The organism is Phaeobacter sp. CC-HEC084 (assembly GCF_059429255.1).
Map to the genome: position 1 here is coordinate 1,372,681 of NZ_JCAIJQ010000002.1, position 24,903 is coordinate 1,397,583.

The window sequence follows — 24,903 nt, forward strand, 5'->3', positions numbered from 1 at the left end:
GCATGGAACTTCTCAACGCCCTTGTGGCATTCACGAACTTCGTTGGCGTGCCCGCCATCGCCTATGGCAGCCAGCTCGCCATTGGCGCGCTGGGGGTGACGCTGGTTTACTCTGTCCTGCGGTTCTCGAACTTTGCACATGGCGACACCATGGCATTCGGCACCATGGTCACGATCCTGTTCACCTGGTGGTTCCAGTCGATGGGCATCAGCTTTGGCCCGCTGCCCACCGCCCTGCTCGCGCTGCCCTTTGGTATCGTGCTGACCATGGGGTTGATGCTGGTCACCGACCGTACCGTCTATCGCTTCTACCGCGAGCAGAAGGCGAAACCGGTGGTCTTCGTCATGGTCTCGCTTGGTGTCATGTTCATGATGAATGGCATCGTCCGCTTCATCATTGGCCCCGGTGATCAGCGGTTCTCGGATGGGGAACGTTTCATTATCAAGGCGCGCGCCTTCAAGAAGATGACCGGTCTGGACGAGGGGCTCGCCATCAAGACCAGCCAAGGCATCACCGTGATCACCGCCGTGATCGTCGTGGCGCTGCTGTTCTGGTTCCTCAACAAGACGCGTACCGGCAAGAGCATGCGCGCCTATTCCGATAATGAGGATCTGGCGCTGCTGTCGGGCATCAACCCCGAGCGGGTGGTGATGTACACTTGGCTGATCGTTGCAACGCTGGCGACCATTGCCGGGGTTCTTTATGGCCTTGATAAGTCGTTCAAACCCTTCACCTATTTCCAGCTGCTGCTGCCGATCTTTGCCTCTGCCATCGTGGGTGGTCTTGGCAGCCCGATCGGTGCCATCGCGGGTGGCTTCATCATCGCCTTCTCCGAGGTGACGATCACCTATGCATGGAAGAAGGTCGCAACCTACGTGCTGCCGGAAAGCATGGCGCCTGACGGGCTGATGCAGCTTCTCAGCACGGATTACAAATTCGCGGTTTCCTTCGCGATCCTGATCATCGTCCTGTTGTTCAAACCCACGGGCATCTTCAAAGGAAAATCGGTATGAGCGATACAGTGAAACACACGCTGCTGTTCGTCTTTGTCGGCGTTCTGATCCTGCTGGAAGGCTCTACCACCTTCCTCAACGTCTTCTCCGGCTCGTGGAACTCGGCCCTTGTGATCCTCAACATGGGGCTGATCTCGGCCATCATGGCGCTGGGGGTGAACCTGCAATGGGGTTTTGCCGGTCTGTTCAACGTCGGCATCATGGGCTTTACCGCGCTTGGCGGTCTGGCCGTAGTGCTGGTCTCTACCGCGCCCACACCGGGGGCCTTCACCGCTGGTGGTATGGGTATCCTGATGGCGCTGGTGATGGGCGCGCTGACAGTCGTCGGCGCGGTTGCCGTCTACCGGTTCATGGCGCCGGGCATCGCCCGTACCCTGACCCTGCTGGCAGTGTTGATCGTCGGTTTCTTCGTCTACCGCGCGCTGTTTGACCCCTCGGTCGAGGCGGTCGAGGCGATCAACCCCGCGCTGGAGGGCAATATCGGTGGTCTTGGCCTGCCGGTGCTGCTGGCCTGGCCTGCCGGTGGCCTGCTGGCCGCCGGGGCGGCCTGGCTGATTGGTAAGACGGCGCTGGGTCTGCGTTCTGACTATCTGGCGATTGCCACGCTTGGCATTGCGGAAATCATCATCGCGGTCCTGAAGAACGAAGACTGGCTGTCCCGCGGCGTCAAGAACGTCGTCGGCCTGCCCCGTCCGGTGCCTTATGAAGTGGATCTGCAGAACGATCCCGCCTTTGTAGAACGGGCGGCAAGCTGGGGAATGGATGCCGTCGAAGGGTCCACGATCTTCGTGAAGCTGGGGTATTCCGTACTCTTTGCCGTGGTGCTGCTGGTGCTATTGTGGATGGCGCAGATGGCGCTCAAGAGCCCCTGGGGCCGAATGATGCGCGCGATCCGAGACAACGAGGTCGCAGCCGAAGCCATGGGTAAGGACGTCACCCGCCGTCACTTGCAGATCTTCGTGCTGGGCTCGGCGATCTGCGGCATTGCGGGCGCGATGATGACCACGCTCGACAGTCAGCTTACGCCAGGCACCTATAACCCGCTGCGCTTTACCTTCCTGATCTGGGTGATGGTGATCGTTGGCGGCTCCGGCAACAACTTTGGCGCCGTGCTGGGCGGTATGCTGATCTGGTTCTTCTGGATCAAGGTTGAGCCGATGGGTATCGAGCTGATCAAGCTGGTCACCGCCGGTATGGCGGATGGTAGCTGGCTGAAGGACCACCTGATGGAAAGCGCATCGCACATGCGGCTCTTCACCATGGGGCTGATTCTGCTCCTGGTGCTGAGGTTCAGTCCACGCGGATTGATACCTGAGAAATAAGCCTGAAAACAAAAAGCGCCGCCCCGAAGATCCGGGGCGGCGTTTTCTATTGGTAAAGGAGCTAGCCAGGTCAGCGTCCTTTGAACAGCCCGCCCAGGATCCCGCGCACGATTCGGCGGCCGGTGGTGCCTTTCAACTCTTTGATCACTGCTTCGGACAGGGCCGAACCAAAGGTTTCCTTGGGCCTGCCATAGCTGCGCGAAGTTGATCGGCTGACGCGGCTGCCCGAATAGCGCCGCGCGGCGTTGAACTCGCGCGCCATCGGCTCTGGCGCCGCTTCGGCCTGCTCCTCGGCCACCTCGGCTTCGGTGGCCGCCTGAGCTGCCCGCTGAGCCAGGATTTCATAGGCCGAATGCCTATCCAGCGTCTGGTCATATTTCCCCGCCATTCCCGACGCTTGCAGAGCCGCCTTGCGCTCCTCATCGGTGATTGGTCCCAGTTGGGACGAGGGCGGCCGGATCAGGGTGCGTTCCACCACGCCGGGCACGCCCTTCTTTTGCAGCATGGATGTTACCGCCTCCCCGACGCCAACCTCGCGAATTGCGTCCTCGGTCGAAAAGCGCGGGTTCTCGCGGTAGGTTTCAGCCGCCAGTTTAAGGTTCTTGCGATCTCGCGCGGTAAAGGCGCGCAGGGCGTGCTGGATCCGGTTGCCGAGCTGCCCAAGGATATCCTCGGGCACATCGGCGGGGTTCTGGGTGATGAAATAGATCCCAACGCCCTTGGACCGGATAAGGCGCGCCACCTGCTCTACCTTGTCGATCAGGGCCTTGGGGGCATCGTCGAACAACAGGTGCGCCTCATCAAAGAAGAACACCAGCCGGGGTTTGTCGGGATCGCCAACCTCCGGCAGCTCTTCGAAGAGTTCGCTCAGCAGCCACAACAGGAAGGTGGCGTAGAGCCCCGGTGCCGCCATCAGCTTGTCCGCGGCCAGAATGTTGATCATACCGCGCCCCTCTGCATCACAGCGCATCAGATCCGACAGTTCCAGCGCCGGTTCGCCAAAGAACTGCCCACCGCCCTGATTTTCCAGCACCAGCAACCTCCGCTGAATGGCCCCGATCGAGGCGGTCGAGACGTTGCCATAGCGTAAAGACAAATCGGCCCGGTTCTCCCCGGTCCAGACCAGCAGTGCCTGAAGGTCCTTCAGATCCAGCAGCGGAAGACCTTCCTCATCCGCCAGGCGGAAGGCGATGTTCAGTATGCCTTCCTGTGCTTCGCTGAGCTCCAGCAGACGCGACAACAGCAACGGCCCCATTTCGGCCACGGTGGTGCGGACCGGGTGACCCTGGTGGCCGTAAAGGTCCCAGAAGGTCACCGGGCAGGCGTGATAGTGATAGGTGTCAAATCCGATGGTCTGCGCCCGGCTGGTAAAGGCCTCGTGCAGCTTGTGGCTCACCGTTCCGCTTTTGGCGAGGCCCGAAAGGTCGCCTTTGACATCGGCAAGGATGACGGGAACGCCTGCGTTGGAAAAACTCTCGGCCAGGATCTGCAGCGTCACGGTCTTGCCAGTGCCAGTGGCGCCCGCGATCAGCCCGTGTCGGTTGGCGTATTTCAGGGCCATCTCCTGCGGGATGCCATAACCCTCGCCGCCGCCGCCCAGGAAGATCTTGTCGCTCATGCCTGTTTCCTACTCGCCTGCGTTCGAGGATACGGTGGCTGCGAACCCCGATAATCCGGCCCCGCTGATCGTCATCCGAACGCCCACACAGTTAATTAACCTTTATACTGAATACTTAGAACTGCCCGCCCACGCAAATACGGATGTGAGGGCGGTCATTTCCTCCCTGTCAGACTGGCCGTGCCACCGAGCACGGCCTTTTTTTGTGCACCGACAGGTGATGGATACCCTCAAAATCATGGTTAAAAGTTCGTAAATCGGTCAAACCCCTTTCAGGGGTGCCTTGCTGTAATTTTTTTGTCATTCCATGTTGACCACAGGCCGGGGCTTTCGTAACGTCCCTACCAATAACTAAGTCGGCCAGTCCGACGGGGAGAAAAAAACAAAAGGGAACCCGTTAGGTTCCCTTTTTTCTTTGTTTCCAAAATCTTCGCTCTGATCACCCTGCCGTGCATTTCCCCGCCGATAGGCCGATAATGACCTGACACCACATGTGCATCGTGCTAGATCCCGTATCGGACGTCCTGACATAAAAGAGGCACTCATGATCAAGTCCCTGACACCGATCGCCCTGGCTGCGATGATCGCAACAACTGCGCCTTTGCATGCGCAGGAAACGCAGAACTCCGGCGGCGAGGCGGCTGCACCCTCTGCGGATCAAATGCTGGACCTGGGGCAGCCCGTCGATGACGGCACTCCGGCGATTGGGGATCGCTATGCAAAAGAAACCCACGGCGACTGGGATCTGGCTTGCATCAAGACCGAAACAGAAACCGACCCCTGTTCGCTGTTGCAGATCCTGACTGCGCCTGATGGCAACCCGATGGCCGAGGTTTCGCTGTTCCGCATCAATCAGACCGGCGGACAGGCTGTTGCTGGGGCAACCGTAATCGTACCGCTGGAAACGCTGCTGCCTGCGGCCCTGACCATTTCGGTCGATGGCGCCCCGAGCAAGCGCTACAACTATTCCTTCTGCAACCCACTGGGCTGCGTGGCGCAGATCGGCTTTACCCAAGGCGACATCGATGCATTCAAGAAGGGCACCGAAGCCACCCTGTCCCTGCGTCCTGCCCCGGCGCCGGATCAGCTGATCGAACTGAAAATGTCGCTGAAAGGGTTCACCGCCGGCTACAACGTCGTCGACGTGGTTTCCCAATAGGATGAGAACTCACGCTCCCGCCATCCGGCGGGCGTGATCAGACAACGATTAAAGCCACCGCAACGACTGCTGACGGTGGCTTTTCTTTTCGGGTAACGCTCCGTTCAGATCTTTTTCAGCGCCAGAACCGCGTTCAATCCACCAAAGGCAAAGGCGTTGCTCAGCGCCACATCTACCTTTGCCTCACGCGCCTCATTGGGCACCACATCCAGAGCGCATTCCGGGTCTGGTTCCTCATAGCCGATGGTGGGGGCAATCACCCCATCGCGCACGGCCATGATACAGGCAAGAAGTTCCACCGCACCGGTGCCGCCGATCAGGTGACCATGCATGGATTTCGTCGAGGAAATCATCAGCCGGTCCGCGTGCGGACCAAAGACATCCGCCACCGCGGCGCATTCGGTTTTGTCATTCGCTGCAGTGCCGGTCCCATGGGCATTGATATAGCCAACGCTTTCAGGCGCCACTCCGGCATCCTGCAGGGCGCCAGAGATTGCGCGGGCCGCGCCCTGTTTGCTCGGCATGACGATATCCGCCGCGTCCGAGGACATGGCGTAGCCCACCACCTCGCAGAGGATCTCCGCACCGCGGGCGCGGGCGTGTTCGTAGTCTTCAAAGACAAACACGCCGGCGCCTTCGCCCTGCACCATACCGTTGCGGTTGGCGCTGAACGGGCGGCAGGCATCGCGGGACATGACCCGCAACCCTTCCCAGGCCTTGACCCCGCCAAAGCACAGCATCGATTCCGACCCGCCTGTGACCATCGCAGGCGCCATGCCGCTGCGCACCATCTGGAAGGCCTGCGCCATCGCATGATTGGAAGAGGCGCAAGCGGTGGAAACGGTGAAACTCGGCCCTTTGAGGTTGAATTCCATCGACACATGGCTGGCGGCTGCGTTGTTCATCAGCTTCGGCACCACGAAGGGATGGACGCGGTTTTTACCGTCCTCATAGACCGAGCGGTAATTGTCATCCCAGGTGGACACGCCGCCACCGGCTGTGCCCAGAACCACTCCGGATTTCGCCGACAGATCGCCGTGGAATTCGATTCCGGACTGGGCAATCGCCTCTTTGGCGGCGGTCAGAGTGAACTGGGTGAACCGGTCATAAAGGCTCATCTGTTGCCGGTTAAAACGGCCCTCGGCCTCAAAGCCCCTGACTTGGCCACCGATCTGAATCGACAGACGCTCCACATCGCGAAACTCCAGCGCGCCGATGCCACAACGCCCCTCGCGCATCGCCTCCATGGTGGCGGATACAGAATGGCCAAGAGCGTTGATGGTGCCGGCGCCGGTGATTACTACGCGTCTCATTCAGATCATCCTTGATCCCGAGGCAGGCCTCACTGCTTTGCAGCCGTCAGCTTTTCGATATCCGCGATGATGGCCGCAACATTGGTGATATCGAAATCACTCTCTTCCGGCGCATTGGCATTGAACGGAATGGTGATGTCGAACTCTTCCTCGATAGCAAAGATGCTTTCCACGAGGCCGAGACTATCGATGCCCAGATCCTCAAGCGTGCTGTCGAGTGTCACATCAGACGGTTCCAGCACTGCCTGCTCTGCGATGATTTCGATTACCTTGTCCTTGATGCTCATACCGGGTCCTTGATCCTTAAGGCTGGCGCAGATGTAATCTCTGTGCCGTTATTTTAAAACTGCCTTTTTCAGCGCTTCGATATCGCGCATCAGTCGGGGCAGCCTGCGTTGTGCCTTATAGACCTCGGTATGTGTCTCCATTTTGACAGCGGGATAGCCCATCATCACACGGCCTGCGGGCACGTTCGAAAGGATCTTTGTGCCGCCGCCGGCAATCACTCCGTCGCCGATAAAGATATTATCGACCACGCCGCATTGCCCGCCAAGAACCACGTTGTTGCCGATATCAACCGAGCCGGAGGTTCCGGTCTGCCCGCAGAGGAGGCAATCGCGCCCAACGCGGGTGTTGTGGCCAACATGCACAAGGTTGTCGAGCTTTGTGCCGTCGCCGATCACCGTGTCGCGGATGGTGCCGTTGTCGACGGTGCAATTGGCGCCCACTTCTACATCGTCGCCGATGGTGACCGAGCCAAGGGAGTGAATGCGCAGCCAGCTTTGGGGTTTGGCATCGCCCTGATCACCCAGCGTCTTGCGCACGGTTTCCGCGCCTGACACCTCAGGCGTTACATAGGAAAACCCATCGCCACCGATGCGCGCGCCGGGCTGGGCCCGGAACCGCTCCCCAATGGTGACGCGGGCGCCGATGGAGACCATCTCGCGCAGTTGTGCGCCGTTCCCCATCGTGACATCCACGCCGATATGGCACTGCGGACCGATGATGGAATTGTCTCCGATTTTCGCCCTCGCACCAATCACACAGAAGGGGCCGACGCTGACACCCTCTCCCAGCTCCGCGCTGGGATCAATGACGGCTGAGGGGTGAATGCCGGAGCCAAAGCCCTGGCCCGGATCCATCATACTGGTGAGACCGGCCATGGCCATACGCGGCCGGGCTGCGAAAATAGCCGCCTTCAGGCCCATGGACTGCCAGTCGGCACCTTCCCAGAGCATGGCAACCTGGGCTGCGCCCTCGGCCAGCGCCTCGGCATATTTCGGGGAGGTTGCAAGCGCCAGATCGCCGGGACCTGCGTCTTGCGGTTCGGCCGTACGCGCCACTTCGATAGAAACATCGCCTTCGCAGGCAGCACCTAATGCATCAGCAATCTGACGGACAGTATACATATGGGGCCCTTCCTCACGTCTGTTGAAGACGGGCCCCGGAGATCAGCCCTGCACGCCCGGCAAGGCGACCCCTGCCCGCTGCAAGGCGTCCCATACCTTGGCGTCGCGTCCATAGACATCCCGCCGGAACTCGGCCCGTCCTTTGCCCGAGACATAAGCCGTCCGGTAGATAATGTGAACAGGCACCTTCTGTTCCAGATCCACTTTGGTTTCTTTTCCGGAGCTTAGGATCCGCTGAAAGAATGCCTTGGGATCTTCGGTCTGCCGCGCCAGCAGCGCATAGGCAAACTCAAAGGGCTGCGCCAGGCGGATACAGCCGTGGGAGAAGGCCCGGACTTCGCGGCTGAACAGGCTCTTTTGCGGCGTGTCGTGCAGGTAGATGTTGTATTTGTTCGGGAACATGAACTTCACCAGCCCCAGCGCATTGCTGCGGCTCGGCGGCTGGCGCATCGAGTATGGAAAGTTGCTTCTGGTGTACTGAGAGAAGTCCGCTGAGTTGCGGTCGACGACACGGCCCTGACGATCGGTAATCAGAATGTGACGGACTGCATTCGGGTTGTTGCGCAGTTTCGGCAGGTATTCCTTGGTGATGATCGAGCGCGGCACGTGCCAGCTCGGATTGATAATCATGTGTTCCATGACATCCGAGAATTCCGGCGACCTGCGGTCGTGCTGGTTCTTGCCGATCACGGACCGGGTTTCAAAGGTCACGTCGCCACGGTCGACGATCTTGGCGGTGAAATCGGTCTGGTTCACCAGGATATGACGCTCACCGCGTTCGGGTGACAGCCAGCGCTCCCGCTCCATCGCCACCACCACGGATTTCAGCCGTTCGGTAACCGGTTTGTTAAGCTCGGCAATGGTGCCGTCCCCGGCAACGCCGTCGACCTCCAGCCCGTGGTTCGACTGGAACTTTTGCACCGCCTGTTCCACATCCATGTCAAACGCGGCGGTGGCGCTGCGGGGCAGATATCCCATTGCTACCAGCCGGTCGCGCAGCGCGATCACAGCAGGTCCGGTGTCACCCGGCTCAAGCTTGCCCTTCGGAACCGTGGTGCCCCAGCCGCCTTTGGCGACCAGCTGCTCAAGACGGAATTTCTCCCGCAGCAAGGCGCGGTATTGCGGCGAGGCGGGCACCAGCGAGCGCATATAGGCCATCGGCTGGTTGTCCCGGATGCCTTCCAGATAGGTCACCGGATCGGTGGTATGTTTCTTGCGAACGATCCCGTCGTCGATCGAGCCGGGATCAAGAAGGCCGGTCTGCAGGTCAGTGGCATAATTCACGTAAGCCGTGCTCAGCGCCGCTTCGATCTGCCCCAAATCGCGGGCCGACCGTGCATTGCGCATCTGCTCCATCAGCGACGCCGCCAGGGCAGACTGGTCCGGCAACCCGTGGGCCGAGGCCTCTTCCAGCGCACGCAGAAGCGCGGCCCGGCGCTGCATCGATTCTTCGCCCGGCGCCGTCCAAATCGGGGTGTAAGCGGATTCGCGGTAGAATTTGGCAACTGCGTCTGCGCCCGCTGCGAATTCAGCAACCGATTGCTTGAAGGCCGTGACCTGCGCCGAGGCACCACTAGGCGCAAAGGCGACTGTGGCACCAAATAGAGCCAGAGCGAAAACGCCGGACCGAACCTGCGGCAGAACGCTGCTATAAAGTGCTGTTTTCATTGACGCGCGACCCCCTGATGACGATGCCATTAAATCTTCCCTCTACTACATGAATCTTTAGTAAAAAGAAGCAAGACGCAGCCCCCATTTACACATCGTAAACCAATAGTTGAGAGCCTATTTTCGGCGGTTCTCGAACTTGTGACCAGTGATTTTGGTGCTTTTTGATGGGGAAATCTTAACGCAACGTCCCCTTTTGCGCAAAAAATTGCCGAAAATCCGAAGAAAACAGGGATGAGACCAATCGAAACTTGGATCGTGATTCCCCCTGTGTCATAGAAGTCACGTGCCGGGAAATACGGCAGGCCCGTAACATCGGGCATCGGCAGGACACACAAATCGTTCGGGATGGTGCGGTAAACATGGCAGAAACATCGAACTCGGGGCTCACCCGTCGGGCCCTTCTGGGTGCATTTGCGGCAACAGCAGTAACCGCAGCCCCAACATTTTCCAATGCAGCAGGCTTTTTGCGTGGTGGCGGCGATATCCGCCGCATCCGCATGTACTCGGGCCGCACCGGTGAACGGCTGGACATGGTTTATTGGATCGAAGGCAAGTACATCAAAGACGCAGTGCGCGAGATCAATCACTTCATGCGCGACTGGCGCACCGACGACGTCAAAGAAATCGACCTGCGCACAATCGATATCATGGCCGCCTCTCATAACCTGCTGGAAGTAAACGAACCGTATATGATGCTTTCGGGATATCGCAGCCCGAAGACCAACGCCATGCTGCGCAGCCGTTCGCGTGGCGTTGCCAAGAACTCTCTTCACATGCGCGGACAGGCCGCAGACCTGCGCCTTGCGTCTCGCTCGGTTACGCAGATGGCGAAAGCGGCCAAGGCTTGCCGTGCCGGCGGTGTTGGCACCTATTATCGCTCCAACTTTGTTCACATGGACTGCGGCGTCGTCCGTGACTGGCGCGGCTGATACGGAAACCCGACCAGGCATTCTATAGAAGCCCGGTCCGCATGTCGTCATTCAGGCGTTCTGCATTACACCAAAACGAACCACTAATGTCCGGTGTGCCCCGATGGGTGCGCCGGATTTTTGCTTCTGCTGCAGCTGGAATTGGCGTCGAATTTACAATACAGCCCAAATCCGAATTGGTCCGGACACTGGTTCGGGAGATTAGTTCGGGGAGAAGTGGCGCACCTGATAGGATTCGAACCTATGGCCTCTGCCTTCGGAGGGCAGCGCTCTATCCAGCTGAGCTACAGGTGCCTGATGTGGAGCCGTATACCTGCCGTTCCATGACGCTGCAATGGCAAAATTGCCTCTGGATTCTTTTGTTTGCGGACCGCCAGCCCTGTGTCGGGAGTACTGCGGTCCCGCTCGGCGCTGGATTTGCAAAATCCGCCATCCACAGCGAAATCAACTTGAAGCGCCCACGGCGCGGTGCTACCCAAATCTCACTGCGGGTGTAGCTCAATGGTAGAGCATTTGCTTCCCAAGCAAGTGACGAGGGTTCGATTCCCTTCACCCGCTCCAAATCTCCCTTCCCATTTCGAATGCCACAACCTCGCGACGCTTGGACTGATGTTTTCGCGGATGTCGCGGTCAAGACGATGTGCCGGAGGGTTTTTGTTGAAACTTCAAATACCGCGCCTTAGTCCAACGGGATGACACTCCTTTACCTTACCCCGCTCGATGCAGAGACTCAGTTGGCTCAGGGGATCGACCGCCCCTGCCCGGTTGCCATTGCCGATAAGGTTCGTTTCTCCGAACTCGACCTTTTGAACCATGTGAACAACAAGGCCTACCTGGGCTGGTTCGAATCCACCCGCGTCACCTATTTCGATACACATTGCGCCAGGCATTTCTCCGGCGGGCCGGTGCCGCGCACGGTGATGCGTAACTCCAATGTCCACTACCTCAAGGAAATGCTGCTTGGCGAAAGCTACATCTCCACCGCCCGGGTGCTGTCCTTCCGCAACACGTCATATGTGATGGAGCAGCAGATCTGGTCTGGCGACCTGCGCACCCGGCTGGAAGCCGTGATGGTTCTGCGTACCGCCGATGGCAGCGCAGGACAGCCGATTCCGGACAGTTTGAAACAGCAATTCCTAGATCTCGATGGCGCCACCGACCTCAGCCAATAAGGCTGAGGCTTAAGGTGCCCAATGCACTTGAGTGCCTGACAAAATGGCCTGAACCGGGGCTTCTTCGGGCGGCAGCGATATCGCCCGATCCAGCGCCTTGCGTTTGGCCTCACCAAAGATCACCAGATGCTTCGCCATCGCTCCGTTTAACACCGGCGCTGTCAGACTGATGCGGCCTTCCGGCTGGCTGTCCGGGCGCATCACTGCCAAAGTCGGCGCCGAGCCGGCCAGCGCTGCCTCAAGCCCCTTCACCCCCGGAAACAAGGATGCCGTGTGCATGTCTTCGCCCATCCCCAGAAGCGCCACTGAAATCGGCAATTCCGGGGAAACTAGGGATTCGACCTCGGCCAGGACATCTTCGGGGGCGCGGTCGGGTACGTAGAATGGCAAAAAACGCGCGGCGGCGGCGGGGCCTGTCATCAGCCGCTCGCGGATCATTCGCGCATTGGAGCGGTGACTGTCGGAGGGCACCCAGCGTTCATCCGTCGCCATCACCCGGACCCGCTCCCAGTCGATTGACGCTGCGCAGAGATCATCAAAGATAGGCGCGGGCGTGCTGCCGCCTGCCACCGCAAGCGAGGCGGTGTCGTGATGTAGCAGATGTGTTTCCAGATCCCCGGCAATGCGCTGCGCAACCTCTATCGCCAGCATTTCCTGATCTGGATATTCATTGAATTTCATGGATTTATTCCTCTCCATTCACGTCCATCACGGCGCATCAGCAAGTCCGCATCGCCGGGCCCGGTGCTGCCCATATCATAGGGTTTTGGTACATCCCCGCGCGCCTGCCAGCCCGCGATGATCGGATCGGTCCAAGCCCAGGCGGCGGTCACCTCGTCCCCGCGCATGAACAACGTCTGGTTACCCCGGATCATATCGGTGATCAGACGCTCGTATGCGTCCGGGGGATTTTTGCCATCCGCCCCGAGGGCCGTTGCAAAACTCATATCCAGCGGAACGTCAACCAGACGCATGCCGCCCGGACCCGGCTCCTTGATGGTCACGCTCAGCGTGATGCCTTCGTTGGGTTGCAGGCGGATCTTCAGATGGTTGGCGTGACGGCCGGCCTCCTCGCCGAATATCGAATGCGGCGCATCCTTGAACAGCACGTTGATCACCGAGGACCGCGCCACAAGCCGTTTTCCCGTCCGCAGGTAAAAGGGCGTGCCCGCCCATCGCCAATTGCTGATATGGGTCTTGAGCGCGATATAACTTTCGGTGCTGGAACGCGGATTTCCGACGGTTTCCCGGTAGGTTAGGTCGGGTCCTTCACCCCCGGCAGCCGCGTTATACTGCCCCCGGACGATGTGGTAAGGCTCCACCGGATCCAGCGCCCGGATCACTTTCACCTTTTCATCGCGCACCGCATCGGGGTCAAATTTTGCCGGCGGTTCCATCGCGATCAGGCACAGAAGCTGCATCAGGTGGTTCTGCATCATGTCACGCATTGCGCCGGCGCGGTCGTAATACTCCTCGCGCCCGGCGACCCCGACGGTTTCCGCCACGGTGATCTGGATATGATCGACGTATTGACTGTTCCACAGGGGTTCGAACAGCATATTGCCGAACCGGATCGCCATCAGGTTCTGCACCGTTTCCTTGCCCAGATAATGATCGATCCGGTAAATCTGGTTCTCGGTGAAATGCGCGGCCAGTGTCGCGTTCAGCGCCTTGGCAGACTGCAGATCGTGTCCAAAGGGTTTTTCCACCACGATCCGGCTGTCTTCATCCGACAATCCGTGCCGGTGCAGACGTTCGGCCAGCGGTCCGAACAGGCCCGGCCCCACCGAGAAGTAGAAGACTCGGATCGGCCGTGGCTCAACTTCGGCCAGTTGCGCGGCCAGCGGCTCCCAACCGCGATCCTCGCGGGCATCCAGCGACACATAAGTGACACGGCGCAGAAACTCCGGGATTCCCGCAGTGCCTGGCCCGTGTTCATTCAGCGTTGCCTTAATCCCCTCCGCCACCAGCCGCCGGTAGTCTTCGGTGCTGATATCGGCCCGGGCGGCGCCGATGATGCGGACTTCCTCAGGAAAATGGCCACCACAAAACCGCCGGTAAAGCGCCGGCAGGATTTTGCGCTGCGCCAGATCACCTGTACCGCCAAAGATCACCAGATCGAAGGGATCGACCGGTATCACGCGTGGAGCCATTGTTCATTCCATTTCGCTGTGACCGGATGCCCAAGGCAGAGGCGAAACAACTTCACATCCCTGTCAGGCGGCCTCCGGCGGCTTTCACTTTGGGGGCAGTATAGGGTAGCCTTGTCGGAAAGGAACGGCCCATGAGGACATCCCCGTGAAAGATCTGCCTAACCCCAACGCAAACCTAGGTAAATTTCAAGACAGCCTGGTGACAGCCGACGGCAGCACCCGGGCGTCCGTGGCCTTGTCGAACCCGGAAACCCTATGGTTCAACACCGGAACGCTTTGCAATATTGAATGCGCGAACTGCTATATCCTCAGCTCGCCCCGCAATGATGCCCTTGTCTACCTCACTGCAGCCGAGGTTGAGGACTATCTGGATCAACTCGAAGAGCGGAACTGGCGGGTACGTGAAATCGCCTTTACCGGCGGCGAGCCCTTCATGAATCCCGAGATGTGCGCCATGGCAGGCGCCGCGCTGGAGCGGGGATACGAAGTGCTGATCCTCACCAACGCCATGCGGCCAATGATGCGCAAGACCGTGCGGCAGGATCTGCTGGTGCTGAATGAAAAACACCCGGGCAAGATGACGCTGCGCATCTCGCTGGACCACCACTCCGCAGATATTCACGACACCGAGCGCGGCGAAGGCAGCTATGCCAAAACGCTGGAAGGTATGGCCTGGCTGCGGGACAACGGGTTCCAGATGGCGGTTGCCGGCCGCATCACCTTTGCCGAAAGCGAGGCGGAAGCGCGGCAAGGTTTTGCCGATCTGTTTGCCGCGCAGGGGTTTGATATCGATTCCGCCAACCCCGGTCAGACGGTGCTGTTCCCTGAGATGGACGAGGCGGTGGAAGTGCCCGAAATTTCAACCGCTTGCTGGGGCATCCTGAACAAGGCGCCAGAGGATGTGATGTGCGCCTCCTCTCGTATGGTGGTCAAACGCAAGGGTGCCGAAAAACCGGCGGTTCTGGCCTGCACCCTGCTCCCCTATTCGCCGGAATTCGAGCTCGGCACCACCTTGGCCGAGGCAGAGAAGCCCGTGGCGCTAAACCATCCCCACTGCGCCAAATTCTGCGTATTGGGCGGGGCCAGCTGTTCGGCCTGACCTCCATTCATGGCCCGGCACCTGCTGTTTAGTGGATCTTGAATTCTCCCTTCACGTGCCGCCATTCCCCGGCGCCAATCATCTTGCGGTGGGTAAAGCGGACCGAATGCAGCGGTCCCTCGATCTCGCGCTGCCAGAATTCGATGAACTGAAACATCCGATCATGGTCTGGAGCCAGATCGTACTCCTGCCACAGAAATGTATTCAGAACATGAGGATGGTCCGGCATGTGATAAATGAATTCGGCCGTGGTCAGCCCATAGCCCTTGAGCATCAGTTCCGTTTCGCTGATCTCCATTTGTGGTCTCCTGCAACGAAGCCCCCCGTGAAATCCTAGCCACGGATTGGTTAACAGTTTCGAAACCACGCTGCCTGCTCCGCGCGCGGTCGGGCGGCGTGCCGGTCTGCCCATCAGCCAGCTTGCGCCCCATATGGGGTGTCTGATAGGGTGTCCTGACACAATAGAGACCCATAATACAGAACGGGCAGCAAACGTGAGCGATACGCCGGATACTCCTGAAAACATGGACGAAACACCGCCCCAAGGGCCGGTATACGAGGGGCCGACGGTCTCAATCGAATCCGAGATGCGCACGTCCTATCTGGACTATGCCATGTCGGTCATCGTCAGCCGGGCCATTCCCGACCTGCGCGACGGGCTGAAACCCGTTCACCGCCGGATTCTTTATGCGATGCATGAGACCGGCAATACCCATGATAAATCCTATCGCAAATCGGCCCGTCCGGTCGGCGACGTGATGGGTAAATACCACCCGCACGGCGACAGCGCGATCTATGACGCCTTGGTGCGCATGGCGCAGGACTTTTCGATGTCGCTGCCGCTTTTGGATGGTCAGGGCAACTTTGGCTCGATGGACGGCGATAACCCCGCCGCGATGCGTTACACCGAAGTGCGCATGGACAAGCCTTCGGCCTTTATGCTGGCGGATATCGACAAGGATACCGTCGATTTCCAGGACAACTACGATGGCAAGGACCAGGAACCGACGGTTCTGCCCGCGCGTTTCCCCAACATGCTGGTCAACGGCGCCGGCGGCATCGCGGTTGGTATGGCCACCAACATCCCGCCGCACAATCTGGGCGAAGTTGTTGATGCCACCCTAGCCCTGATCGACGAACCGGATCTGACCAGCGAACAGCTGATCGAATATGTGCCCGGCCCCGACTTCCCGACTGGCGGCGTGTTGCTGGGCCGCTCCGGCGCGCGCAAGGCCTATCTTGAGGGGCGCGGAAGCGTCATCATCCGCGCCAAGACCCGGGTCGAGGAGATCCGCAAGGATCGCTACGCCATCATCGTGGACGAAATTCCCTATCAGGTGAACAAGGCCTCGATGATCGAAAAGATCGCAGAACAGGTGCGCGACAAAAAGATCGAAGGCGTTTCCCACGTTCAGGATGAATCCGACCGCAACGGTGTGCGCGTGGTGGTCGAGCTGAAGCGTGACGCCACTGCCGAGGTGGTGCTGAACCAACTTTATCGGTTCACCCCGATGCAGACGCATTTCGGCTGCAACATGCTGGCGCTTAACGGTGGCAGACCCGAGCAGCTGACCCTGCGCCGGTTCCTGACCTCCTTTATCGATTTCCGCGAAGATGTGGTCGCACGTCGGACCGCTTATCTCCTGCGCAAGGCGCGGGAACGCAGCCATATCCTTTGTGGTCTGGCGGTTGCCGTTACCAATATCGACGAGATCGTCACGACGATCCGCCAATCTGCGGATGCGGCCGAAGCGCGTGAAAAGCTGATGACCCGCCGCTGGCCGGCGCAGCCGATCTTGGAATATATCGCGCTGATCGATGATCCGACCCATACAGCGAACGAAGACGGGACCTACAACCTGTCAGAAACTCAGGCCCGCGCCATTTTGGAACTGCGCCTGCAGCGCCTGACCCAGATCGGGGTCAAGGAAGTCACCGACGAGTTGGAAGAACTGGCCTCCAAGATCAAGGAATACCTTGAGATTCTGGGCTCCCGTGACCGGATCATGGGCATCATCGCTGACGAGCTGCGCGAGGTTCGCGAGAATTTCGCCGTGCCGCGCCGCACCGAAATCGTCGACTGGTCCGGTGATATGGACGATGAGGACCTGATCGAGCGCGAGGACATGGTGGTCACCGTGACCTCTGGCGGCTACATCAAACGCACCCCGCTGGTCGATTTCCGCGCTCAGAAACGCGGCGGCAAGGGGTTGTCGGGGATGCAGACCAAGGAAGAGGATGTTGTCACCACCCTCTTTGTTGCGAATACCCATACACAGCTGTTGTTCTTCACCACTGATGGCATGGTCTACAAGCTGAAGACCTGGCGCTTGCCGCAGGGCGGACGCACCTCGAAAGGTAAGGCGATCGTCAACATCCTCCCGATCCCGACAGGCGTCTCCATCGCGGCCATCATGCCGGTGGACCGGGCCGAGGACGAATGGGACGATCTGCAGATCATGTTCGCGACATCTGCTGGAACTGTGCGGCGTAACCGTTTGTCAGATTTCACAAATGTCATGCGCAACGGTAAGATTGCGATGAAGTTCGAGGACGATCACGCGGACACCAAACTGATCAATGCCCGGATCTGCTCCGAGGATGACGACATCATGCTGGTCACCAACACCGGCCGCGCGATCCGCTTCCCCTCGACCGAGGTCCGGGTGTTCAACAGCCGCAATTCCGTTGGTGTACGCGGGATCAAGCTGAATGAAGGCGACGAGGTCGTATCGATGTCGGTGATCCGCCATTCGAAATACACGCCCGAACAGCGGACGGCGTATCTTAAGATGCGCCGGGCCATGGCCGGGATCGCAGACGACGCCGAACCCTCGGATGAGGATAGCGTGGCAGATCCCAACTTCTCGACCGAGCTTTATGCAGAAATGTCAGCGGCCGAAAACCTGATCCTCACCATTACCAAGGGCGGTCAGGGTAAGCTCAGCTCCAGCCACGATTACCCCGTTCGGGGCCGTGGCGGCATGGGCGTCACCGCCATGGACAAGGCGATGCGCGGTGGTGAACTCGTGGCGTCCTTCCCGGTTGAGGTTGAAGACCAGATCATGCTGGCAACCTCCAAGGGTCAATCGATCCGGGTGCCGGTGGATGGAATTTCCTTCCGGTCCCGCTCGGCCGGCGGCGTCCGTGTCTTCAACACTGGCAAGGGTGAAGAGGTGGTTTCGGTCGCCTGGATTGCCGACAGCGGTGACGATGATGAGGCTGAGGTTGAAGGCGGCGAAGCCTGACGCCCACTCCCCAAACCAAAGCAACAACAGACGCCGTCCCGGTCCGGGGCGGCGTTTCGTTTTTACCGATGGGTAAACAATTTCTGCCATACTGACGGGAAACATTTGCGTGGGAGGAGCCACCCGATGAACATGTACCACTGCTACATCGACCTTCATCACGAAGCCAAAGCGCTGGCGTTTTCCAGCGCCGTCGATCAATGGATGTCCTACCTGCAAGAACGCAAGGTGATCAACGGCTGGCGCCTGCTGCGTCGCAAGCTGAACCTTGCCAGCGATTCCTGCCGTGATTTCCTGCTTGAGATCGAATTCGAGAACATGACCCAACTGGACCAGGCCTTTCGGGTGTTGGGTGAAAAAGACGAAGAGATTGAAAAGCTCTACGCGAATGTCTCTGCGTTGATCGCAAATTCCGACTTTGGGCTCTACCGGCCATTTCCGGATCCGGAACGGGCGGAGCGCATGGCTCTGGTCTGATTCCGCTGTAGTTTATGCAAAAAGGCCGGGCATAGCGCCCGGCCTTTTCTGTTGTTCCCGCCAGGCGGCTTACAGATCGTAGAGCGCGCCGAATTTCTGTTCGAGATAGTTCATGAGCGGCGCGTGGTCCGGCTCCATTCCCGCCGCATGGGCGATAGTATCCCGCGGGCTGCGCAAGCCACCGTGCTGCTGCAACTTCTCGCCCAACCAGCCGGTTGCCGCCGAAGTATCGCCTTGCGCCAGATCTGCATCCAGCTGCGGCACATCCCGGCGCAGCGCCTCGTGCAGGCAGCCGGCGTAAACATTGCCCAGCGAATAGGTCGGGAAATAACCAAAGAGACCAACCGACCAATGCACGTCCTGCAGACAGCCGTTTGAAGGCTTGTCAACGGCATAGCCAAAATCGGCCTCAAATCGGTCATTCCAGGCCGCCTCAAGGTCGGCAACCTCCAGGTCGCCTTGCATCAATGCCCGTTCCAGATCGAAACGTAGCATGATGTGCAGGTTATATTGCAGCTCATCTGCTTCGGTCCGGATATAACCGTTATGAACCTTGTTGACCGCCGCGTAGAAGGCATCGGCTTCGGACACGCCAATGTCGCCAAAGCTGTCCCGCATCTGTTCGAACAACCATCCAGTAAAGGCACGGCTGCGGCCGATCTGGTTCTCATAAATCCGGCTCTGGCTTTCGTGCACGCCCATCGACACCCCGCGCCCCAGCGGCGTCAGCAGGTAATCGCGGCTGATGTTCTGCTCATAGGCGCCGTGGCCAACCTCGTGAATGGTCGAATAGAAGCAGTTGAACGGATCTGTTTCGCTGGTCCGGGTGGTAATCCGCACATCCAGCCCTGAGCCAGAGCTGAACGGGTGCACCGCCTTGTCGACCCGCCCATGCGCCATGTCATAACCAAAGGTGCGCGCCAACGTGCGCGCCAGCTGCATCTGGGCTTTCTCATCAAACCGCCCCGACAGGCCCTGCGGCGCTGGCTTATCCAGAACCCGCGCCCGCAGATCCACCAGACCGGGACGCATCGCATCAAAGATTTTTGCGATTTCAGAAGAGGTTGTGCCGTGTTCGTAATCCGAGACCAGCGCATCATACAGATCACCACCCGCCGCCAGTGCCTGACCTTCCTCACGCTTCAGTGCGACCACTTCCTCCAGCACAGGCAGGAAGGCCGCCACGTCTTCATTGGCGCGGGCCTCGGCCCATTTTCCCTGCGCTTCAGAGGTGACCTGCGCCAGTTTCTTGGCCAGATCCGCGGGTACCTTGATGGTACGGTCGTAGCTGCGGCGGATTTCGCGCAGATGCGCAGCGCCGATCTCATCCGGGGCTTCGGCCTGCTCCAGCCATTCCGCCACCTCCGGCGCGCTGCGGCGGGCGTGCAGCACGGATTCGATCGCGGCCATCTCCGCGCCGCGCTGTCCGGTGGCGCCACGCGGCATCATGGTTTCCTGATCCCAGCCCAGACGGCCAGCGATCTGCCCCAAAGCCTGCGTGTCACGCTCATAGGCCATCAGCTGTTCAAATGCGGTCATATTCTCAATGGTCCTTGATGGAAGTTGCAATCGGATAGCCTGCCAGGAAGCGGGCGCGCAGGATCAGGACCCACAGAACCACAGCCATCAGCTGGTGTAGGATCGCTGCCTGCCAGGGCGCAGCGTAAAGAACGGTGATCACACCAAGGGCAATCTGTACGATCAAACCTGCAAAGACGGCGTTGAAGGCGAACCGGGTCGCGCCATGGGCACTGGCGCGGCCGCGCAGCCAGACAACCACCCCAAAAGCAAACAGAAGATAGCCACAGATCCGGTGAACAAACTGCACCAAGCCCGGGTTTTCAAAGAAGTTCTTCCACATCGGTTCAATCATCAACGGATTGGGCGGGATCACCTGTCCGCCCATCAGCGGCCAATCGGTATAGGACCGCCCAGCGTCAATGCCTGCCACCAGCGCGCCCAGCAGGATTTGCAGGAACGCAAAGTGCAAGAGCCCGGTCGAGAGGCCGAAGATCTTTGCTTCCTTGGCCCGGCGCGCCTGCATCAGGTCCCGTTCCTGCCGCCCCAGAAGGAAGCCATACCAGGCGATCAGCCCGAGGATGACAAAGGCCAGGCCAAGGTGCGTCGCCAGCCGATAGGAGGCAACCGAGGTCATGCCCTCGCCCTGGGTCACGCCCGAAGAGACCATCCACCAGCCGATTGCGCCCTGAGCCCCGCCCAAAGCCCCCGGCAGGATCAGCCGCCCGGTCCAGCCGGAAGGGATCTTGCGGGCCAGCAGAAAGCCAAAAAAGCCAACCGCCCAGACCAGCCCGATGACACGGCCCAGTTGGCGATGGCCCCATTCCCACCAGTAGATCGATTTGAAGTCAGCAAGCTCCATCCACTGGTTATGGATCTGCCACTGGTCGATCTGCTTGTATTTGTCGAACTCCTGCTGCCATTCCGCCTCGTTCATCGGCGGAATGGCCCCGGTGACGGGGCGCCATTCGGTGATCGACAGGCCGGAATCGGTCAGACGGGTCAACCCGCCGACCACGATCATCGCCACCACCAGCGCAAACAGCAGGAACAGCCAGGCCCGGATCGCCTTGCGGGCGCCGCCCCGGCCCCGGTCGATCATGCCGGTTGCGGCGGTCTGCGGCTTGGCCTCGGGTTCACTGACCTCTTGGAAGATACTGCGCTTGCTGCTCATGCTCGTCCCTCTTCGGTTTCGCGGTGAAGCTAGGGTTGGCGGTCCGGATCGTCCAGTGCTAACGCTCAGCTATCGTCCGACATTTTCTTCCAGCGGACCATCTGCCGCATCACCCCATGCAGCATCTGCACATCCGCCCGGGTGAGGCGCATGCGGCTGAACAGGTTGCGGAAGACTACTTTCATCCCCGGGGCCTTTTCCGGCGGGAAGAAATAGCCGGCTTCCTCAAGCCGGTCCTCGTAATGGGTCACCAGTGCCTCAACCTCAACGCCGGTTGCCCAGTCGGATTTGCCGATCTCGAAGACCTCATGCTCGACCTCCGCCGCCTGACGGCGCCATTCATAGGCAGCCAGCAGCACGCATTGACCAAGATTGAGCGAGGCAAACTCCGGATTGACCGGTACCGTGATGATAGCATTGGCACGGGCGATATCGTCATTCTCAAGGCCCGCGCGTTCCGGGCCGAACATCACCGCGACCTTCTCGCCGCCACGGATTTTCTCAATCGCCAGCTTCATTGCGGCTTCGGGGCTGTACACCGGTTTGGTCAGCTCACGCGGACGCGCAGTGGTGGCAAAGACAAAGGAACAGTCCTCCAGCGCACCAGGCACATCGGGTGCCAGAAGTGCTTCGTCCAGCAGCCGCCCCGCACCCGACGCCATGGCCACCGATTTTGGGTTCGGCCAGCCGTCGCGCGGCGCGACGATGCGCATCCGGTCCAGCCCGAAGTTCCACATCGCACGGGCGGCAGCGCCAATGTTTTCGCCCATCTGGGGGCGCACCAGAACAAAGGCGGGCTGTGGCATATCGCTGGGCATGTCTGTCTCCATAGCGCCCAAAGGGCATTTCCCCTGCTGTAATCGCAGGGGCTGCGAACGGCAAGGGCATCCTCTGCTGGTCCCGGCGTCGCAGGGCGGCGCAGGATCCTTGCGTCCTGTGGCAGATGCGTTAAACACCAGCCAGCAAGCAACAGGAGCGCCCTTGATGGATACCGCCGCGGATACAGTGGAAAAGCCCCAGATCTATCTGATTTCGCCGCCCAGTTTCGAACTGGGCCGGTTTCCCGATCAACTGGCCAAGGTGCTCGACAGCACCGAGATTGCCTGCGTGCGCCTGGATCTGGCAAGCCGCGATGAAGACACGCTGAGCCGGGCCGGTGACGCCCTGCGTGAGGTCTGCCTGGCGCGGGACGTGGCCATCGTGATTTCCGATCATCAGATCCTGGCCGAGCGGCTCGGCCTTGATGGTGTGCACCTGACGGATGCCTCCAAATCCGTGCGCAGCGCCCGCAAGGCGCTTGGCGCCGATGCCATCGTCGGAAGCTTTTGCGGCGCCTCGCGTCACGACGGGCTGACCGCAGGCGAAGCCGGCGCCGATTACATCAGCTTTGGCCCCGTCGGCACTTCCGGTCTGGGTGACGGAGCCGTGGCTGAGCAGGAGCTGTTCCAGTGGTGGTCCGAAGTGGTAGAAGTGCCGGTCGTGGCCGAAGGCGGTTTGACTGAAGAGCTGGTCGAAAGCCTTTCTCCTTACACGGATTTCTTTGGCATTGGCGAGGAAATCTGGCGCAGCGAAGATCCCGTCGCCGCGCTTCAGACATTGATCAAGGCGATGGGCTGAGCCTCAGCCCTCCCAGATGGCGTTCCATCGCCTCGCACTCGCAACACCGGGGCGATGGGAACACGATCAGAGCCAGACGCGTTCCACGAACCAGTAGCTGCCGATCAAGGCAATCGTCAGGGACGCCGGAATGGCCACCCGGCCGCGGTATTTCGGATGGCCGCCGAACCAGTAACCGACCAGCAGATAGGCAAGCGCGATCACCGTCAGCTGCCCCAGTTCAACCCCGACATTGAACCCGATCAGCGCCGGAATGAATTGCGCCTGCGGCAGGCCAAATTCCCCCAGTACGCTGGCAAAGCCCAGCCCGTGCAATAAGCCAAAGCCAAAGATCACCACCGTGCGCCAGCTGTGCAACCGCTGGGCAAAGATGTTCTCAACCGCAACAAAGACGATCGAGGCCGCAATCAGCGGCTCCACCACCGCCGGGTTCACAGTCACCAGCCCCAGCGCACCGCAAGCCAGCGTGATGGTGTGGGCGACGGTAAAGGCGCTGACCTGCCACAAAAGCGGCTTTATCCGAGTGCTGAGGAAGAAAAGCCCCAGGACAAACAGGATGTGATCCAAACCTTTTGGAAGGATGTGGTCAAAACCGACCGGGATATAGCTGGTAAAAGCCTTTGCCGGGGACAAGGCCGATCCGCCCCCGATCGCGATGGGTCCGGTGCTCTCACCGCCCTGAATATAGCCGGTAAAAGGTTCTTCCACCCCGTTCTGACGCAGAACCACCGCGCCTGCCCCTTCTGGCCAGCGGATCGTCAGCGCCGAGGCAAGCGGCGGTAGCTCCCCCGAAAGGGACAGCACACTCTCGCGCGGAAGTTCGACGTCACCAACCGGTGCGACGCGTACATCTTCCACCACCAGCGGCACCGGGCTACCTGCCTCGACTTCAAGGGTTTTCAGCCAGTCCTCGGCAAACAGGCGCAGCATCGGCGCCAGTTCCTCGGGCGGCATGGCGCGCAACAGATCGTAATCGCCCGCCTGATCGGCCGCTTCCGTGTCTTGGTGCGTATCCAGATCAATACCGGCGACAAATGCCTCTGCATTCAAACGAAGAGATAGATGTAACGTGTTGTTCTCAATTGTGAAATCACCAATGGCCGGTGTCACCTCATGGGCGAGTGCGCGCTCGGCGCCCCAAAAGCCTAGACTTGACAGCAGGCAGAGGCATGCCACCTTCATCCCACGAAGCAACAAAGAATTCGTCATGAAAAATCACCTGGCCTGTTTACTCGTTTTTGCATTCTCTTTCAGGCTGGCGGACCCGGCCCTGTCCCATGAGTTTTGGATCGAACCGCAGAATTATCAAGTTGAATCCGGAGAGGAACTCCCAGCACAATTGCTGAACGGGCAAGAGTTCAAGGGCTTTCGGCTGCCCTATTTCAAAACTCGCACCAAACGGTTCGAAGTGATCAGTGGTGACACCGCCACCCCTTACGAGGGGCGCATGGGCGATTTACCGGCCCTGACAGTGACCGCCGAACGGGACGGGTTGCTGACTCTGGTCCATGAAACTATGCCGGAAACGCTGATCTATGAGACTTGGGAAAAATTTGACGCCTTCGCAGCGCACAAGGGATTTGCCGATATCCGCGCCCGGCACGAGGGGCGCGGCCTGCCCGTGGATGGTTTCACCGAACGCTACAGCAGGCACGCGAAATCCCTGATTGCCGTCGGCAGCGGCGCCGGGGCAGACCGGGAAAGCGGCTTGGAGACGGAGTTTGTTGCACTGGAAAACCCCTATACGTTCAAGGGTGACACACTACCGGTTCAGCTGTTCTATCAGCAAAAACCGCGCTCGGCGGCACAGGTCGAAATCTTCGAACGCGCGCCCGATGACAGCGTGACCATCACCTTGACCCAGACCGATGCAGCGGGGCGCGCCGAGATCCCGGTGAAGCCCGGCCATACCTATCTTCTGGACGCTGTTGTGCTGCGCCCGTCCGATCCGGAAACCGGCGCGGTATGGGAAACGCTTTGGGCTGCGCTGACCTTTGCGGTGCCATAGGTT

The 24,903-nt window shown here is 59.8% G+C and carries 22 protein-coding genes and 2 tRNA genes; 11 read left to right on the forward strand and 13 right to left on the reverse strand.

The genetic code is table 11. The features are described from left to right. The first annotated feature begins 2 nt into the window (after window positions 1-2). Both AC5SSZ_RS06965 and AC5SSZ_RS06970 read left to right on the forward strand, forming a co-directional pair. A complete protein-coding gene (locus AC5SSZ_RS06965) occupies window positions 3-1,013 on the forward strand; it encodes a branched-chain amino acid ABC transporter permease (protein WP_274839178.1) in 1,011 nt (336 codons plus the stop codon). Continuing rightward, the gene (locus AC5SSZ_RS06970; RefSeq protein ID WP_065270267.1) at window positions 1,010-2,335 is read left to right on the forward strand and encodes a branched-chain amino acid ABC transporter permease; all 1,326 of its coding nucleotides are present in this window, start codon (window positions 1,010-1,012) and stop codon (window positions 2,333-2,335) included. Before AC5SSZ_RS06965 ends, AC5SSZ_RS06970 begins: the two co-directional genes overlap by 4 nt. Window positions 2,336-2,405: 70 nt before the next feature. Here the strand turns inward: AC5SSZ_RS06970 and AC5SSZ_RS06975 are convergent, their stop codons facing one another. Beyond that, window positions 2,406-3,953 (reverse strand): helicase HerA-like domain-containing protein, encoded by a 1,548-nt coding sequence (locus AC5SSZ_RS06975; protein ID WP_495437698.1) that lies wholly within the window; start codon window positions 3,951-3,953, stop codon window positions 2,406-2,408. Between the two features lie 544 nt (window positions 3,954-4,497). Here AC5SSZ_RS06975 and AC5SSZ_RS06980 point away from each other — a divergent pair. Continuing rightward, the gene (locus AC5SSZ_RS06980; protein ID WP_495437699.1) at window positions 4,498-5,112 is read left to right on the forward strand and encodes an invasion associated locus B family protein; all 615 of its coding nucleotides are present in this window, start codon (window positions 4,498-4,500) and stop codon (window positions 5,110-5,112) included. Between the two features lie 104 nt (window positions 5,113-5,216). Here AC5SSZ_RS06980 and AC5SSZ_RS06985 read toward each other — a convergent pair whose 3' ends face one another. From AC5SSZ_RS06985 to AC5SSZ_RS07000, 4 genes are read right to left on the reverse strand one after another with little or no spacing between them, the layout of a single operon-like run. Beyond that, window positions 5,217-6,425 (reverse strand): beta-ketoacyl-[acyl-carrier-protein] synthase family protein, encoded by a 1,209-nt coding sequence (locus AC5SSZ_RS06985; RefSeq protein WP_274828104.1) that lies wholly within the window; start codon window positions 6,423-6,425, stop codon window positions 5,217-5,219. 29 nt (window positions 6,426-6,454) lie between these two features. After that, a complete protein-coding gene (locus AC5SSZ_RS06990) occupies window positions 6,455-6,712 on the reverse strand; it encodes an acyl carrier protein (RefSeq protein ID WP_495437700.1) in 258 nt (85 codons plus the stop codon). 48 nt (window positions 6,713-6,760) lie between these two features. Further along, on the reverse strand, window positions 6,761-7,834 hold the full coding sequence (gene lpxD / locus AC5SSZ_RS06995; RefSeq protein WP_065270262.1) for a UDP-3-O-(3-hydroxymyristoyl)glucosamine N-acyltransferase: 1,074 nt from the start codon (window positions 7,832-7,834) through the stop codon (window positions 6,761-6,763). A 42-nt stretch (window positions 7,835-7,876) separates the two neighbouring features. Next, window positions 7,877-9,502, reverse strand: coding sequence for a L,D-transpeptidase family protein (locus AC5SSZ_RS07000; RefSeq protein ID WP_495437701.1), 1,626 nt, complete (start codon window positions 9,500-9,502; stop codon window positions 7,877-7,879). A 362-nt stretch (window positions 9,503-9,864) separates the two neighbouring features. Between AC5SSZ_RS07000 and mepK the strand changes: the two genes are divergently transcribed. Further along, window positions 9,865-10,434, forward strand: a complete 570-nt coding sequence (gene mepK / locus AC5SSZ_RS07005; RefSeq protein ID WP_065270260.1) for a peptidoglycan L,D-endopeptidase MepK — start codon at window positions 9,865-9,867, stop codon at window positions 10,432-10,434. Between the two features lie 217 nt (window positions 10,435-10,651). On the opposite strand, the gene AC5SSZ_RS07010 is transcribed toward mepK, so the two are convergent. Continuing rightward, window positions 10,652-10,728 (reverse strand) — tRNA-Arg (locus tag AC5SSZ_RS07010). 193 nt (window positions 10,729-10,921) lie between these two features. Between AC5SSZ_RS07010 and AC5SSZ_RS07015 the strand changes: the two genes are divergently transcribed. Both AC5SSZ_RS07015 and AC5SSZ_RS07020 read left to right on the forward strand, forming a co-directional pair. Beyond that, window positions 10,922-10,995, forward strand: a tRNA-Gly gene (locus AC5SSZ_RS07015). 131 nt (window positions 10,996-11,126) lie between these two features. Beyond that, complete coding sequence (locus AC5SSZ_RS07020; protein ID WP_495437702.1) at window positions 11,127-11,606, forward strand: acyl-CoA thioesterase; 480 nt, start codon at window positions 11,127-11,129, stop codon at window positions 11,604-11,606. A 9-nt stretch (window positions 11,607-11,615) separates the two neighbouring features. On the opposite strand, the gene pgl is transcribed toward AC5SSZ_RS07020, so the two are convergent. After that, window positions 11,616-12,287 (reverse strand): 6-phosphogluconolactonase, encoded by a 672-nt coding sequence (gene pgl / locus AC5SSZ_RS07025; protein ID WP_368996943.1) that lies wholly within the window; start codon window positions 12,285-12,287, stop codon window positions 11,616-11,618. Further along, window positions 12,284-13,759, reverse strand: coding sequence for a glucose-6-phosphate dehydrogenase (gene zwf / locus AC5SSZ_RS07030; RefSeq protein WP_368946593.1), 1,476 nt, complete (start codon window positions 13,757-13,759; stop codon window positions 12,284-12,286). The genes pgl and zwf overlap by 4 nt, the downstream gene beginning before the upstream one ends. A 145-nt stretch (window positions 13,760-13,904) precedes the next feature. Between zwf and AC5SSZ_RS07035 the strand changes: the two genes are divergently transcribed. Next, complete coding sequence (locus tag AC5SSZ_RS07035) at window positions 13,905-14,858, forward strand: radical SAM protein (RefSeq protein WP_495437703.1); 954 nt, start codon at window positions 13,905-13,907, stop codon at window positions 14,856-14,858. 28 nt (window positions 14,859-14,886) lie between these two features. Here the strand turns inward: AC5SSZ_RS07035 and AC5SSZ_RS07040 are convergent, their stop codons facing one another. Continuing rightward, complete coding sequence (locus AC5SSZ_RS07040; RefSeq protein ID WP_065270255.1) at window positions 14,887-15,156, reverse strand: usg protein; 270 nt, start codon at window positions 15,154-15,156, stop codon at window positions 14,887-14,889. A gap of 196 nt (window positions 15,157-15,352) precedes the next feature. Here AC5SSZ_RS07040 and gyrA point away from each other — a divergent pair, with 196 nt between their 5' ends. Both gyrA and AC5SSZ_RS07050 read left to right on the forward strand, forming a co-directional pair. Beyond that, window positions 15,353-18,106 carry a DNA gyrase subunit A gene (gene gyrA / locus AC5SSZ_RS07045; RefSeq protein ID WP_197492330.1) on the forward strand — a complete coding sequence of 918 codons (2,754 nt, stop codon included), beginning with the start codon at window positions 15,353-15,355 and terminating at the stop codon, window positions 18,104-18,106. Between the two features lie 126 nt (window positions 18,107-18,232). Then, window positions 18,233-18,583, forward strand: a complete 351-nt coding sequence (locus AC5SSZ_RS07050) for a DUF6614 family protein (RefSeq protein ID WP_065270254.1) — start codon at window positions 18,233-18,235, stop codon at window positions 18,581-18,583. 69 nt (window positions 18,584-18,652) lie between these two features. Here AC5SSZ_RS07050 and AC5SSZ_RS07055 read toward each other — a convergent pair whose 3' ends face one another. From AC5SSZ_RS07055 to AC5SSZ_RS07065, 3 genes are all read right to left on the reverse strand, one after another. Next, on the reverse strand, window positions 18,653-20,122 hold the full coding sequence (locus AC5SSZ_RS07055) for a carboxypeptidase M32 (protein ID WP_495437704.1): 1,470 nt from the start codon (window positions 20,120-20,122) through the stop codon (window positions 18,653-18,655). A gap of 4 nt (window positions 20,123-20,126) precedes the next feature. After that, the gene (ctaA, locus tag AC5SSZ_RS07060; RefSeq protein ID WP_495437705.1) at window positions 20,127-21,275 is read right to left on the reverse strand and encodes a heme A synthase; all 1,149 of its coding nucleotides are present in this window, start codon (window positions 21,273-21,275) and stop codon (window positions 20,127-20,129) included. A gap of 65 nt (window positions 21,276-21,340) precedes the next feature. After that, a complete protein-coding gene (locus AC5SSZ_RS07065) occupies window positions 21,341-22,093 on the reverse strand; it encodes an RNA methyltransferase (RefSeq protein ID WP_065273454.1) in 753 nt (250 codons plus the stop codon). Between the two features lie 166 nt (window positions 22,094-22,259). Here AC5SSZ_RS07065 and AC5SSZ_RS07070 point away from each other — a divergent pair, with 166 nt between their 5' ends. Beyond that, a complete protein-coding gene (locus AC5SSZ_RS07070; RefSeq protein WP_495437706.1) occupies window positions 22,260-22,892 on the forward strand; it encodes a thiamine phosphate synthase in 633 nt (210 codons plus the stop codon). Between the two features lie 66 nt (window positions 22,893-22,958). Here the strand turns inward: AC5SSZ_RS07070 and AC5SSZ_RS07075 are convergent, their stop codons facing one another. Next, window positions 22,959-24,101 (reverse strand): HupE/UreJ family protein, encoded by a 1,143-nt coding sequence (locus AC5SSZ_RS07075; RefSeq protein ID WP_495437707.1) that lies wholly within the window; start codon window positions 24,099-24,101, stop codon window positions 22,959-22,961. On the opposite strand from AC5SSZ_RS07075, the gene AC5SSZ_RS07080 reads away from it, so the two are divergent. Next, window positions 24,100-24,900 carry a DUF4198 domain-containing protein gene (locus AC5SSZ_RS07080; RefSeq protein ID WP_495437708.1) on the forward strand — a complete coding sequence of 267 codons (801 nt, stop codon included), beginning with the start codon at window positions 24,100-24,102 and terminating at the stop codon, window positions 24,898-24,900. The genes AC5SSZ_RS07075 and AC5SSZ_RS07080 overlap by 2 nt on opposite strands. The last annotated feature ends 3 nt before the right edge of the window (window positions 24,901-24,903 follow it).